The 13,829-nt window shown below is 41.6% G+C and carries 16 protein-coding genes; 4 read left to right on the forward strand and 12 right to left on the reverse strand.

Annotated elements, in window-relative coordinates; all coding sequences use genetic code 11:
- The 5 genes from FTU79_RS11860 to FTU79_RS11880 all read right to left on the reverse strand — a co-directional run.
- Nucleotides 1-175 (reverse strand): GTP-binding protein (locus FTU79_RS11860; RefSeq protein ID WP_228154768.1); only part of this gene is annotated, 175 nt, incomplete at its 3' end.
- Between the two features lie 93 nt (nt 176-268).
- A complete protein-coding gene (gene fusA / locus FTU79_RS11865; RefSeq protein ID WP_180004228.1) occupies nt 269-2,404 on the reverse strand; it encodes an elongation factor G in 2,136 nt (711 codons plus the stop codon).
- A 131-nt stretch (nt 2,405-2,535) separates the two neighbouring features.
- Nucleotides 2,536-3,006, reverse strand: a complete 471-nt coding sequence (gene rpsG, locus FTU79_RS11870) for a 30S ribosomal protein S7 (protein ID WP_005011815.1) — start codon at nt 3,004-3,006, stop codon at nt 2,536-2,538.
- 178 nt (nt 3,007-3,184) lie between these two features.
- Nucleotides 3,185-3,559, reverse strand: coding sequence for a 30S ribosomal protein S12 (rpsL, locus tag FTU79_RS11875; RefSeq protein ID WP_000246374.1), 375 nt, complete (start codon nt 3,557-3,559; stop codon nt 3,185-3,187).
- 155 nt (nt 3,560-3,714) lie between these two features.
- On the reverse strand, nt 3,715-5,175 hold the full coding sequence (locus FTU79_RS11880) for an EcsC family protein (protein WP_180050230.1): 1,461 nt from the start codon (nt 5,173-5,175) through the stop codon (nt 3,715-3,717).
- A 273-nt stretch (nt 5,176-5,448) separates the two neighbouring features.
- Between FTU79_RS11880 and FTU79_RS11885 the strand changes: the two genes are divergently transcribed.
- Both FTU79_RS11885 and hemJ read left to right on the forward strand, forming a co-directional pair.
- Complete coding sequence (locus FTU79_RS11885; protein WP_111885033.1) at nt 5,449-6,678, forward strand: beta-ketoacyl synthase N-terminal-like domain-containing protein; 1,230 nt, start codon at nt 5,449-5,451, stop codon at nt 6,676-6,678.
- Nucleotides 6,679-6,746: 68 nt separating this feature from the next.
- Nucleotides 6,747-7,199 (forward strand): protoporphyrinogen oxidase HemJ, encoded by a 453-nt coding sequence (hemJ, locus tag FTU79_RS11890; RefSeq protein WP_180022661.1) that lies wholly within the window; start codon nt 6,747-6,749, stop codon nt 7,197-7,199.
- 70 nt (nt 7,200-7,269) lie between these two features.
- Here hemJ and FTU79_RS11895 read toward each other — a convergent pair whose 3' ends face one another.
- The 7 genes from FTU79_RS11895 to FTU79_RS11925 form a co-directional block, all read right to left on the reverse strand.
- On the reverse strand, nt 7,270-8,532 hold the full coding sequence (locus FTU79_RS11895; RefSeq protein ID WP_180050234.1) for a hypothetical protein: 1,263 nt from the start codon (nt 8,530-8,532) through the stop codon (nt 7,270-7,272).
- A gap of 108 nt (nt 8,533-8,640) precedes the next feature.
- Nucleotides 8,641-9,114, reverse strand: a complete 474-nt coding sequence (gene lysM, locus FTU79_RS11900) for a peptidoglycan-binding protein LysM (RefSeq protein ID WP_180008199.1) — start codon at nt 9,112-9,114, stop codon at nt 8,641-8,643.
- Between the two features lie 191 nt (nt 9,115-9,305).
- A complete protein-coding gene (acpP, locus tag FTU79_RS11905; protein ID WP_078190054.1) occupies nt 9,306-9,542 on the reverse strand; it encodes an acyl carrier protein in 237 nt (78 codons plus the stop codon).
- An 85-nt stretch (nt 9,543-9,627) separates the two neighbouring features.
- Complete coding sequence (gene fabG, locus FTU79_RS11910) at nt 9,628-10,362, reverse strand: 3-oxoacyl-ACP reductase FabG (RefSeq protein ID WP_078190055.1); 735 nt, start codon at nt 10,360-10,362, stop codon at nt 9,628-9,630.
- On the reverse strand, nt 10,359-11,339 hold the full coding sequence (gene fabD, locus FTU79_RS11915; protein ID WP_168379587.1) for an ACP S-malonyltransferase: 981 nt from the start codon (nt 11,337-11,339) through the stop codon (nt 10,359-10,361). Before fabD ends, fabG begins: the two co-directional genes overlap by 4 nt.
- Nucleotides 11,340-11,544: 205 nt before the next feature.
- Complete coding sequence (rpmF, locus tag FTU79_RS11920) at nt 11,545-11,727, reverse strand: 50S ribosomal protein L32 (RefSeq protein WP_004279227.1); 183 nt, start codon at nt 11,725-11,727, stop codon at nt 11,545-11,547.
- Between the two features lie 77 nt (nt 11,728-11,804).
- Nucleotides 11,805-12,362 carry a DUF177 domain-containing protein gene (locus tag FTU79_RS11925; protein WP_078190057.1) on the reverse strand — a complete coding sequence of 186 codons (558 nt, stop codon included), beginning with the start codon at nt 12,360-12,362 and terminating at the stop codon, nt 11,805-11,807.
- Between the two features lie 97 nt (nt 12,363-12,459).
- On the opposite strand from FTU79_RS11925, the gene FTU79_RS11930 reads away from it, so the two are divergent.
- Together FTU79_RS11930 and FTU79_RS11935 are read left to right on the forward strand one after the other, a co-directional pair.
- Nucleotides 12,460-13,122 carry an elongation factor P hydroxylase gene (locus FTU79_RS11930; protein ID WP_180011969.1) on the forward strand — a complete coding sequence of 221 codons (663 nt, stop codon included), beginning with the start codon at nt 12,460-12,462 and terminating at the stop codon, nt 13,120-13,122.
- 89 nt (nt 13,123-13,211) lie between these two features.
- On the forward strand, nt 13,212-13,829 hold the full coding sequence (locus FTU79_RS11935; RefSeq protein ID WP_078190059.1) for an L-threonylcarbamoyladenylate synthase: 618 nt from the start codon (nt 13,212-13,214) through the stop codon (nt 13,827-13,829).

Consider the following 13,829-nt stretch of genomic DNA (forward strand, 5'->3'; position numbering starts at 1 on the left):
GTGCTTTTTCTTCTGGTGCAGAGTCGATTGCAGCGTAATCTTTCGCTTCACCGCCGAATTTTTTTGCACATACAGTTGCAATTGCAGCTGTTAAAGTCGTTTTACCATGGTCAACGTGACCGATTGTACCCACGTTAACGTGTGGCTTATTACGTTCGAACTTAGCCTTAGCCATGAGATCTTCCTTTTTAAACTACTCATGCAGGGATACTGCATGAGCATTTGGTTTTTAACTATGAATTAGTTTGGGCTTATAGTAATCGAAAGATTACTCGTCGTCACCTTTTTTACCGCCAGATTGGAACTTAGCGATGATGCCTTCAGCCACGTTACGTGGTGTTTCAGCGTATTTAGCGAATTCCATAGAATAAGTTGCACGACCTTGAGACATAGAACGCATATGAGTTGCGTAACCAAACATCTCAGAAAGTGGAACTTCTGCACGGATAGCTTTAGTACCACCAGGTAAATCGTCCATACCTTGAACAAGACCACGACGACGGTTTAAGTCACCCATGATATCGCCCATGTAGTCTTCTGGAGTTTCTACTTCAACTTTCATGATAGGTTCAAGCAAGATAGGATCTGCTTTCATGAAACCGTCACGGAATGCGTAAGAACCAGCCATTTTGAACGATAATTCGTCAGAGTCGACGTCATGGTAAGAACCATCGAACAATGTCGCTTTGATGCCAACAACTGGATAACCAGCTAGGACACCATTCTTCATACGTTCTTGGATACCTTTGTCAACCGCACCGAAGAATTCTTTAGGTACTACACCACCTACAACTTCTTCAGCGAACTCGTAATCTTTGCCAGCATCTTCAGCAAGTGGTTCTAAACGTACGTATACGTGACCAAACTTACCTTTACCACCAGTTTGACGTACGAACTTACCTTCTTGTTCAACTGATTTTTTGATCGTTTCACGGTAAGCTACCATTGGTTTACCAATGTTCGCTTCAACGTTGAATTCACGCTTCATACGGTCAACAATAATGTCAAGGTGAAGCTCACCCATACCAGCAATAATTGTTTGACCAGATTCTTCGTCAGTACGTACGCGGAATGAAGGGTCTTCTTTCGCCAAACGACCTAAAGCAACAGACATTTTTTCTTGGTCAGCTTTAGTTTTAGGCTCAACCGCAAGCGCAATTACTGGCTCTGGGAATTCCATACGCTCTAGTGTAATTACATTGTTTTCATCACATAATGTATCACCAGTCGTAGTATCTTTAAGACCTACACATGCTGCGATATCACCCGCACGAATTTCTTCAATATCGTGACGGTCATTTGCGTGCATCTGTACGATACGGCCAACACGTTCGCGCTTCATTTTAACTGGGTTATAGCAAGGGCTACCTGCTTTAAGCACACCAGAGTAAACACGTACGAATGTTAAGTTACCTACAAATTTGTCGTTCATGATTTTGAACGCAAGCGCAGAGAACGGAGCATCGTCAGACGCTTCACGAGAACCTTCAGTTTCGTCTTTGTCGTCAAGGATACCTTTAATCGCCTCGACATCAGTCGGCGCAGGTAAGAATTCAATTACAGCATCCAACATACGTTGAACACCTTTGTTTTTGAACGCTGAACCACATAGCATTGGTTGAATTTCATTCAACAATGTACGTGCACGTAAACCTGAAACGATTTCTTCTTTAGTTAACTCACCTTCTTCAAGGTACTTGTCCATGAGTTCTTCTGATGCTTCCGCAGCAGCTTCAACCATGTTAGTACGCCATTCGTTAGCTAGTTCAACTAATTCAGCAGGGATTTCGCCATATTCAAACTTCATACCTTGAGACGCTTCGTCCCAGATAATCGCTTTCATTTCGATTAGGTCAACAACACCCTGGAAGTTTTCTTCTGCACCGATTGGAACAACGATTGGCACTGGATTACCACCAAGACGTGTTTTAACTTGTTCAACAGCACGGAAGAAGTTCGCACCAGTACGGTCCATTTTGTTCACGAATGCAATACGTGGAACTTTATATTTATTTGCTTGACGCCATACAGTTTCAGACTGAGGTTGTACACCACCTACAGCACAGTAAACCATGCATGCACCGTCAAGAACACGCATAGAACGTTCAACTTCAATAGTGAAGTCTACGTGTCCTGGGGTATCAATTACGTTAATACGGTGCTGTTCGAATTGGTTACCCATCCCTTTCCAGAAGCATGTTACTGCCGCTGAGGTAATAGTAATACCACGTTCTTGCTCTTGTTCCATCCAGTCTGTAGTTGCAGAACCTTCGTGAGTTTCACCAAGTTTGTGACTCTCACCTGTGTAGAACAAAATACGTTCTGAAGTGGTAGTTTTACCAGCATCAATGTGCGCAGAGATACCAATGTTACGATAACGAGAAATTGGGGTTTGACGAGCCATGATTTCTAGCATTCCTAAATTTTGTTGTTTAAAACAGGACGCTTTAAGCTGCATAGCAACTTAAAGCGATTCGATGACAAAACAGTGACAACTGATTTGTCACCCTCCTGAATAGGGGCTGTTTTATCCGCTTAGAAACGGTAATGAGAGAAGGCTTTGTTGGCTTCAGCCATACGATGCACATCTTCACGTTTTTTGATCGCTGCGCCTTTACCTTCAGCTGCATCAAGCAACTCACCAGCAAGACGTAAAGCCATAGTTTTTTCAGAACGCTTAGCAGCAGCATCTACTAACCAACGCATAGCCAAGGCAGTACGACGGGATGGGCGTACTTCCATAGGCACTTGGTATGTAGCACCACCAACACGGCGTGCTTTTACTTCGACCATAGGACGAACTTTTTCAAGAGTAGTCTCGAAAAATTCAACTGGGTCTACTTTAGATTTTTCTTGAACGCGGTCTAAAGCACCGTAAACGATACTTTCAGCAATAGATTTTTTACCATCTTGCATTACGTGGTTCATGAATTTAGCGATTGTTTGGCTGCTGAACTTAGGATCCGGAAGGATTTCACGGGCAGCAACTACGCGACGTCTTGGCATTTTAATACACCTAATAAATATGACACTTCAGGTTACTCCAGCAGGTGCACAAAGTGTCATGTGCTTTCGCTGGCCTTACTATACGTCGCTTGGAATTTTCACAAAAAATGCAGAAATCAGACAAGCGAGACGATAAAGGATTGCAGTTCTAACGAACTAAGAAGTTAATCTTTTCAGATTATTTCTTAGGACGTTTAGCACCGTATTTAGAACGAGACTGGTTACGATCTTTAACACCAGCACAGTCTAAAGAACCACGAACGGTATGGTAACGTACACCCGGTAAATCTTTAACACGACCACCACGGATAAGAACAACACTGTGCTCTTGTAGGTTATGGCCTTCACCACCGATGTAGCTAGAAACTTCGAAACCTGAAGTTAAGCGAACACGGCAAACTTTACGCATTGCTGAGTTAGGTTTTTTAGGTGTAGTTGTGTAAACACGTGTACAAACACCACGACGTTGTGGACAAGCCTTCAACGCAGGAACTTTAGATTTTTCAACTAAAGTTGTACGACCCTTACGGATCAACTGATTTGTTGTTGCCATTTGGCAATTCTCCCGTTAATAAAAAGCCCCAAAAAATACTACTTTTTGAGGGCATGCAATTGTAAGCGAAGACTTAAAATTGGTCAACAATATACGATCATCGAAAACATTTATTCATCGTGATTTGCGCAATTTTTCACCCACAAATAAATAGTTTATTTTTCAGAAGAATCTGCTGATTTTTTTGTAACTTTATCTACGGCTGCTGTTTTGGCTTTACGCGGCTTAGTTTTGGGTGCAGCTTTTTCCGCTGGGACATCCTCCTGCTGTATAGATTCCAACACATCAAACTCATCTTTTTCAGCTAAAACAGGTTTTTGCGCAGCCCCGGGTGCATGAGGCTCAACAACTTTCTCCGCAAGTGCTTCCAAACCTTCTGAGACTTTTTGTTCCTGCTCTACTTCCACTTCGGCTGCATCAGAGTTTTTAACTTGTGCTTTTTTGATGACTTTTACTGCGCGGATACTCTCATGACCTGTAACATCTATGGTCTGATCTAGTACAGGCTCAGCCAAATCAATATCTTTCGCCTTAATACCTTCTAGTAATTTAGGTGTTGCTTGAGCAAGCAACTCAAGAGAACGCTCATAGGCATGTAAAGGTGACAAGCTAATATCCTGATGCTGCAAAATATATTGGCGCGCATTAGAAAAGACTTGCTGTGCCTTCTGATTCACTTCATCCACTAAACGGCGACTATACACCACACTTACACCAACGCTCGCCACAGGAGATAATCGTGATAGCTGATTTAACAATGAAACTTTTGGCATTTGATTGAGCCATGCCCACTTAAACTGACCATTTTCATCTAGTACATATTTTTTCAATGCTGCTGCATCAGTATCTGAACCCATCAATTGCTGCAATTGATGTAAATCACTATTTTGTAGCGTACTACTCAGAGCTTTTATTGCCATAAGCAAAGTTTGTTTTTCTGCAATTAAACTCAGGTCGACCTGTTTAAAAATAAACTGAACAATATCTTGATCACTTTCTTTACTTAAGTCGAAACCATAAGAACGTCCAACTTGATAAATCACTCGTAAAGTCATAATCAGTGAAGCAGGGATATCAATACTTGAACCAATAACACCTGTCGCACCTGTTAAAGCCCCTTGAATTGAAGCAATCCATTTATTTTGCTCGCCTAAGGCCTGACTAATGCGGCGTGAACGATCGACATCTTGTGTCAACTCTTCTAAATCACGTACGCCAGCTTCATCAAGCACTGCATCTACAGATGAAATATCCGAACTAAAATGATTAAGTCGATCAAATAAATAATCAGAAATTTTGTCACTAAATTGAGGAGCAACAAAATTAGCCACATTATTTACAGTATTAAAATGTCGACCGAATAATTGTCTAGAAACATTTGGAACGTGTTCACGTAAGATTTGCTGAGGATTATCATATTTTTTTACATCAAATACGCCCGCTTGCCTTGACTGCCCCTCCAAGGTTTGACCATTTTTTTGAGGTTGAATGACCTTAGTTACGGATTCGGGTGCGACATGATTAATGATGGACACCCCAGTAGAACTGAACTTTTTAGCCACTCCAAAGGCGTTTGAGAGTAGACCTGCCGTTGGTTTATTATTCGTTTTCACCATTCCCTACCTCATTAAAACTATTCTTGAAATTATTGATAAATACTAGGTGTAGTCAAACTTTATCACAACTTGAATATGTATCTTTAAGTTAAGTTTTTTGCTGCAAAGTTGCAAATTAGCTCAGTCAACAATAGGCATAGGATTTGCCATAAGAATTCAAAAAGCTTTCTGCTATCATTATTCCAATCAAATTATATGAGTTCGCCTATTTAGAAAGTTTCCTTCGTATACTTTCTATAGCTTGCTCACACACTACCTATAAAGGATCTGTAGATGAAACGTGTTGTAATCACTGGTATGGGCATCAACTCATGCATTGGTAATACATTAGAAGATGTCACTCATTCTTTGCAAAACGGGATTTCTGGAACACGTTTCAACCCAAGTTATGCTGAACTTAATTTTAAAAGTCATGTCAGTGCGGCTGCAGAACAAAACTTTGACGGTATTGACCGCCGTTTAAAACGCTTTATGGGCGTATGCGCAATGTATGCATACAACTCAGCTTTGGCTGCGGTAGAAAATGCAGGCTTAACAGCAGAACAAATCGGTGGTAATCCACGTTACGGTATTGCGGGTGGGTCAGGTGGTGGTTCAACTGCATCTGTTGTTGAAATGAAAGAACTTCTAGACACCAAAGGTGCACGTAAAGTTGGTCCATTCTTTGTACCACGTAATATGACCAACACCATTACTGCAAACGTGGGTGTTGCATTTAAAATGCAAGGTATTGCACACACCATTACTAGCGCATGTGCAACATCTGCAGATGCCATTGGTTATGCATACAATTTGATTCAATTAGGCAAACAAGACTTAATGCTTGCCGGTGGTGGTGAAGAAGACCATTGGTCACAAAGTCTTTTATTTGATGCAATGGGCGCACTTTGTTCAAAATATAACGACACTCCAGAGACTGCTTCACGCCCTTACTCTGCTGACCGTGACGGTTTCGTGATCGCTGGCGGCGGTGGCTTCGTTGTACTAGAGTCACTTGAACATGCTCAAGCACGTGGTGCAAACATTTTGGCTGAAGTTGTCGGCTATGCAGCAAATTCTGACGGCGCTGACATGGTTGCACCATCGGGCGAAGGTGCGACGCGTTGTATCCTTATGGCTTTAGAAGAAGCTAAACAACATGGTGTAGATACCATCGACTATGTTAATACACACGGTACATCTACTCCGGCAGGCGATGTCACTGAACTTAAAGCGATGGAGCGTGCTTTCGGTGAAGGGCAAGTTCCTCCGCTCAGCTCGACCAAATCGATGACCGGTCACAGTCTGGGTGCTGCAGGTGTACAAGAAGCGATTTACTCTATTTTAATGATGCAAAATGACTTTATAGCACCAAATATCAACGTGACTGAACTTGACGAAGGTGCAAAACCTTTTGATATCGTACTTGAAAAACGTGATGCAAAATTGAATACTGTGATGAGTAACAGTTTTGGTTTTGGCGGTGTAAACGCTTGCCTCGTTTTCAAAAAATGGGAAGCATAATATAAAGTTTGCTGCTTTGGCGCTTCGGTGCCAAAGCACATACCCACCGCCCTTTTAAGGGTTAATATATGGATGCTCCATCAGATGCTTTCCTCTGGGTAAAAGCATTGCATATCATCGCAGTTGTTTGCTGGTTCGCAGCGCTATTCTATCTCCCTCGCCTTTATGTCTACCATGCTATGAGTGATGATGCTACGAGTCATCAGCGCTTTCAAATCATGGAACGTAAGCTATACCGCGGCATTATGTGGCCCGCTATGATTGCTACACTGATCACGGCGCACTTCCTCGTCGATTGGGGCGATGCAACACGACACTACCATGAAGCGCTTTGGTTCTATTTAAAAGTTGGATTGGTTGGACTATTGGTGATTTATCATTTTGTTTGTGGTTATTACCGTAAAAAGCTTATCGAAAATGCACATTATAAGTCGCATAAATTCTGGCGTTATTTTAATGAAATGCCCACTTTGATTTTATTTGCGGTTGTCATTTTAGTTGTAGTGAAGCCAAGCTTCTAAACGACTGTAAAAAAAGCCCCTACTCATTGGGGCTTTTTTATTTCTATATCAAAATGTTTATATACAAAAACTACAACTGCACACAGCTATCTAAAATATTCCAATTGTGTGCTCTAAATTGCTCACGCGGATACGGCACTTCAGCACACAACATCCCCTCTTTCTTAAAGAAACGTCGACCGTGGCTATTTTGATTCAACTGCATTAAATCAGTCGCACCCTGATTCAACAAATTAAAAATCATAATTCGATCATTCAAAATGTGCCCCGCAAGTACATAGCGCTCCCAAGGCACCCACTCTATATTGGACAAAGTATTGCCCAAATAGTTTTTGATATGCCAAGATGAATACTGTCCCTGTTTTTGACCAGCCTGCATCCTAAACGAATCATAAGAAAGCTCAGATAGCTGTGCCGCCTCTTCATATTGCTTAAACAATTGATTTGCAGTTTGATTTGGCAAATACAACCAATACATCAACGAGGTATTCCAGTCCGATAATTGCTGCACCTGCTTCAACACCGCATATACGCCATAGGCTTCCAATTGCGCTGCTGAGCGCAAACTTAACTGACTGGCACTTAAAGGCTCTAAATAAACAACTTGTCCAGTCTTTAATTGCTCATTACGTATAATTCGAACATAACGTGCCAGCCAGCTTTGAATCAGCATCCTTTCAACCAATGAGATCGGGCGCTCAAGCATCTGCTGCAATCTTTGATATTCAGCCATATATGCATCCAGCTTATCCTCTTTATTTAACGCAATATTGATCTGATAAAGGATCGCCAACTGATTTAAATACTTAAAGTCTGGATATGCGGAATTGCTCGGCATACTTAAACTGCGGTATTGGTCTGCATGCTGCAACCATGTGTTAAAGCGCTGCAACGGCACCTTTTCTTGCTGTATCAGCGCACCGAGCACCTGATGATGCTCAACAACAAATGCGCTAGCTGCCTTAGGATCATCGACCAGCAATTGCTGAAACTCCGCAACTAAATTCATCTGTTCTTCTGACCACTTTTCACGTGTTAGCTTCGCATTCAATGGCTGGCCCAATACATTCTGATGCTCTTGCCCCAACAAACTAAATGCCCAATCTTGATGATAACGATAGCGCCCAACATTCAATGCCGAAAACCGATCTGCGGCATTCAGCCCAAGCAAGTTAAAATACGGCTCTTGTGTGTAATTTGAATGATAAGAAATTTCAGACTGCTGCCACTTGAGCACCCGAGGATCAATACGCTCATCCCACCGCAACCAAAGACAAAAACACACAACAACTGCAAGCAACAGCAAGAAAATAAAGATGATTTTTTGTTTCATTGATTTCTTATTTTGAATTATTTCAGCCGCATTATATTCAACTTCACCATTCACGCATACAAAAAAAAGCCATCACAAGATGGCTTTTTTTACTTTAAACACAAATATTTATGCAGGAATACGAAGCACCTGACCTGGGAAAATGTCATCGGCATTTTTTAGCAAAGGACGGTTTGCTTCAAAAATTTTATTGTATTGATTTGCATCACCATAAAATTCTTTAGAAATCTTAGAAAGATTATCGCCTGATTTAACTGTATAAAATTTACTTTCTGGTTCTGGCGTTGCTACAGTCAACTGATCATCCACTTGCGCCACATGATCAATATTCCCTACCGCCAAGATAATCTTTTCACGATCTGCTTGGCTTTGCACCTGACCTTTCACTGTTGCTAGATCTGAAGTCCCGTTATAACTCACAGACAAGCCAGTTACAGGTAAGCCCAGTGCTTTGATATGACCCAATAACTTATTGGCAATTTCTTGTGCAGATGGTTCAGAAGGTGTTGCTGGCGCTGCCTGAGGTTCTGCAGGCGCTGTATTTTTTTTACCAATTCCTTTTACAAAATCAAAAAGACCCATGTTTTTCTCCGTTGTTTTTACTGTTTTAAATAATTTAACTATTGTTCAAACTCTATTTTTATAGCTAAAAAATAACCGCTTTTGAGTTGTTGTTGGTGACAGAAACGTAAGCTAATGTAAAAACAAAATATTCAGCATAAAAAAAGCCACCGAATGGTGGCTTTTTAAATCAGCATCGCTGAAATCTAAAATTAACCTAGTTTCTTAGAAACATAGTCAATTGCAGATTGTACAGTAGTGATTTCGTTTGAATCTTCATCAGGAATAGTGATGTCGAAATCGTTTTCGAAAGACATAACTAATTCAACTAGGTCTAGAGAGTCTGCACCTAAGTCATCCATGAAAGAAGCTTCGTTTTTGATCTCGTCTGCTTTAAGACCAAGTTGTTCAGCTACTGCTTGTTTTACGCGTTGTTCGATATCGCTCACAGGAATTCTCCTCATTGCTTGTGGCGTTTTTAATGCCGTTAGTTTAATTGAATCTAAATCGTTTTGAAAGTTTATACTTGAGCGCTTAGCTCATGTATAAACCACCATTTACATGTAATACAGTTCCGGTAATGTAACTTGCCTTTTCAGAAGCAAGAAAACTTACGGCATTTGCGATATCTTGCGGCTCACCTAAACGGTTTAAAGCCACTTGATCACTCATCTTTTTACGAATTTCTTCGCTTAACTGTTCTGTCATTTCTGTTGCAATAAAGCCCGGAGCCACTGCATTTACAGTGATTTGGCGGCTTCCCATCTCTTTTGCAAGGCTGCGACCAAAGGCCTCAATCCCTGCTTTTGCAGCAGAATAGTTTGCTTGTCCTGGGTTAGCAAAATGTGCAACCACAGAACTAATATTAATAATTCGGCCAAAACGTGCTTTGGTCATGCCCTTTAAAACACGTTTAGAAAGTCGATAAACGGCTTTCAAATGAATGTTGAGAATGTCATCCCAATCATCTTCTGACATACGAAGTAACAAATTATCTTTGGTAATACCCGCATTGTTCACTAAAACCAATACAGAACCAAAGTTTTGCTCAATGTCTGATACCAATGCATCAATTGCAGTTGCATCACGTACATCTAGAACTTTACCCGCACCATTTTCAGCAAAAGCAGCAGATAATTTTTCCGCACCCGCTTCTGAAGTTGCAGTACCTACAACAAAATAACCGTCTTGAATCAATTGCTGAGCGATGGCTGCTCCAATCCCTCGGCTCGCACCTGTTACTAAAGCAACTTTGCGTTCTTGTGTCATGCAATTTTCCCTTCTGCCACTAAAATGGCATTCAGTGCATCTTCCATACGACCTTTCGTGTCGAGTGGGAATGCTTTTTCAATATTTGGCAAACGTTTTGCGAGATTCGCAAGGACATTACCCGGACCACATTCAGCAATGTACTGAATACCTTGGTCTTGCAAATACTGCATGGTCTTTGTCCACTGTACAGATTGGTATAACTGTGCAGTTAACGCCTGACGTAATTGCGCTACATCAGTCGCGATTTCAGCGCCTACATTTTGTATTACAGGTATAGTAGGCAGCTCAATGGCAGTTTGTTCCAATGCTGTCGCAAACTGTTCAGCAGCAGGTTTCATCAATGCACAATGCGATGGCACAGAAACCGGAAGTGCGATTGCCTTACCGCCATTTTCTTTAGCAGCAGCCATAACCGCTTCAACCATGGCTTTATCGCCAGCAATGACAACTTGACCTTGTGCATTGTAGTTTGCAGCATCTACTGAACCTGGGCCTTCTGCTTGAGCACAAAGTTCAATGACTTTGGCATCATCTAGACCCAAAATTGCCGCCATTGCACCTTGACCTTCAGGTACAGCACTTTGCATTAACTGACCACGTAGGTTCACCAGTTTAACGGCATCACCTAGGCTCATCGCACCTGCAGCAACCAAGGCGCTGTATTCACCTAATGAGTGACCTGCAAGGTATTTCGGTGCAACACCACCTAACTCCAACCACACACGCCATAAAGCAATACTGGCCGTCAGTAGTACAGGTTGAGTAAATTCTGTTTGGTTTAACCCTTCACCACTTTGCGCAATCTGCCAAAGATCAAAGCCAACTGCTTCTGATGCTTCTGCAAATGTTGCTTGCACACTACTAAACTGTTCTGCAAGTTCAGCGAGCATGCCGACTTTCTGTGACCCTTGACCTGGGAACACGAATGCAGTTTTAGTAGCTTGAGCTGCTTGCTCGAGTTGTTTAGCAGACATAAAAAAATCCTTTATCAAGACTGGTGAATTTATGCTATTTGGACATTTATTCAACACAATCCCATGTAAGCTTGTTTCAGGGACGGAAATTTAACACTTAATTTTTGTCTTGGTAATTGCCAAATGCAACAAAAAATCGGTACAAAAAAAGGGAGCTTAACGCTCCCATTTTTTCTACTAAGCTTGACGCTTAATACATCACCAATTATTCAGCAGATGCTTTAGCGAATAATTGACGACCACGGTAGATACCATCTTTAGATACGTGGTGACGACGGTGAGTCTCGCCAGTAGCTTGGTCTACAGTTAATGCATTCTCGGTTAAAGCGTCATGTGAACGGCGCATGTCACGGCGAGAGCGACTTTTACGGTTTTGCTGAACGGCCATGATGGCTCCTTACAAAGATCGAAAAAATGGATCAGAACAAATTCGATTGTCTTATACTCAAGAGTATAACACAAAAATTAGTTAAGTTTACCCTTCAAACCTGCCAAAACATCAAACGGGTTGTCCCGTTTTTCTTCAACAAGCTCTTCAGCGGCAGGTTGATGCTTATGTTCACAAGCGTCGTGCTTAGGTGACAAAGGCATCAACAATAACAATTCATCCTCTATCAGTGAGAGTAAATCAGCAGTCGCAGGTGCATCATATGAACCTTTGGTTGTTGCTTCACTTTCACCTAAAACGATGAAATCAGCATCCTCATCCAAGCGCTCTATCAGTGACTCGTCATCTACAAGAGCTAGATGAAAACTTAAAACAAGTGGAATCTCAACAGTATCCAGACAACGCTGGCATTCCATTGGAACATTTGTTTCAACATGACCATCTAGCCATACAATGCGATGATAAGCATCCATTGATAGCTTACAGTCTATGTTAATCAATTGATCATCAATTGATCCAACAGCTTCACGAGCAATACGAACAAAGCGAGATAATGGCAGTGTTCCTGACCATTTAAAGCCCTGTTCAGCCCATTTAAACGGCTCAATCTGTGCCGGAAAGGTATTTGCTGACATAATTAAGGCGGCAATTCTACAAATTCATCAGTACTCTGTCAAAGATTAAGATACAATTTTGTACTTATTTAGACAGACCATTTGGGTAACTTAAGTTATGCATCTGTTGCAGCCGCAAACAGAAGTGAATGTTTCATCACTTATGAGCACAATTTCAACGCTTGATTCTGACATTTCAACCGACCAAGTGCAACTCTCGGCTTGGGAGAAACTTTCCACAGAAACAGAACACGTCGAATGGCTCATCTTACACTTTAATCATTGGTTTTCCCACCTGAATGTGAGCTTAGTGAAAGGTGACTTTGAGCCCGAATACTTTCCTGCTGATTCAAACGGCCCTGCCCGTATTCAATTTGCTCATGGTTATTTCAATAGCGCCTTGCATGAAATTAGTCATTGGACTATTGCTGGTGATCAACGTCGTTTACTTCCCGATTTAGGCTATTGGTATGCACCTGATGGTCGTAGTAAAGAGCAACAAGCCCTCTTTGAACAGGTAGAAATTAAGCCGCAAGCGATCGAATGGTTATTTGCCAAAGCCTTTGGACGTAAATTTCGTGTCTCACTTGATAACCTTACTGGTGAAGGCGGTGATGGCAGTAGCTTTAAAGATAATGTCTATGCACAATTACAGGCTTATTTTAAGGGCGAAGCCAAACTTCCACGCGATGCTTGGCGCTTTATCCAATGCATTTGCCACTGTACACGTGCTGGCAAAATGTTACAGGCGAATGAATTTCAACGTGAAATGCTTGATTAAATTATACAATTTGACTGCATTTCACATTGCACAAAGCAAATAGACCGCGACATAATGTCTAGAGCTTTTAATAATAAGAGGAAAACGACATGTTGCATTTAAGAATACATCCGGAAAATCCTCAGCCCCGTTTAATTACGCAAGCCGTTGAACGGATTCGTGCCGGCGATGTGGTGGTTTACCCTACAGATGCCGCCTATGCCATCGGTTGCCAAATTGGGAACAAAAATGCCATGGAACGCATTGCCCAAATTCGTCAGCTCGATGCTAAACATCAATATGCGATTATTTGTGCAGATTTATCTGACATTGCCACTTATGCCAAAGTCGATAATGCCATGTATCGTTTATTGAAAAATAACACCCCTGCGGTCACTACCTTTATTTTGCCTGCGACCAGTGAAGTTCCTCGCCGTTTAATGCATCCTAAAAAGAAAACCATTGGACTACGCATTCCGAGCAACCCAATTTGCCAATTATTACTCAAAGAACTCGGTGAGCCGTTATTAACATCGACCTTAATTTTACCGGGTCAAAAAGAACCGATTGATGATCCTTACGAAATTGAACTGCAAATCGGCAAACGAATAGATGTATTAATTGATGGCGGCTTAGGTACTTTAAATACCACTAGCGTTGTAAACCTTGCAGGTGAATACCCTGAAGTGATTCGCCGTGGTGTCGGTGATGTCAGTGCATTTGAATAA

The sequence above is a fragment of the Acinetobacter sp. YH12144 genome (genome assembly GCF_013418345.1).
GTDB lineage: Bacteria > Pseudomonadota > Gammaproteobacteria > Pseudomonadales > Moraxellaceae > Acinetobacter > Acinetobacter amyesii.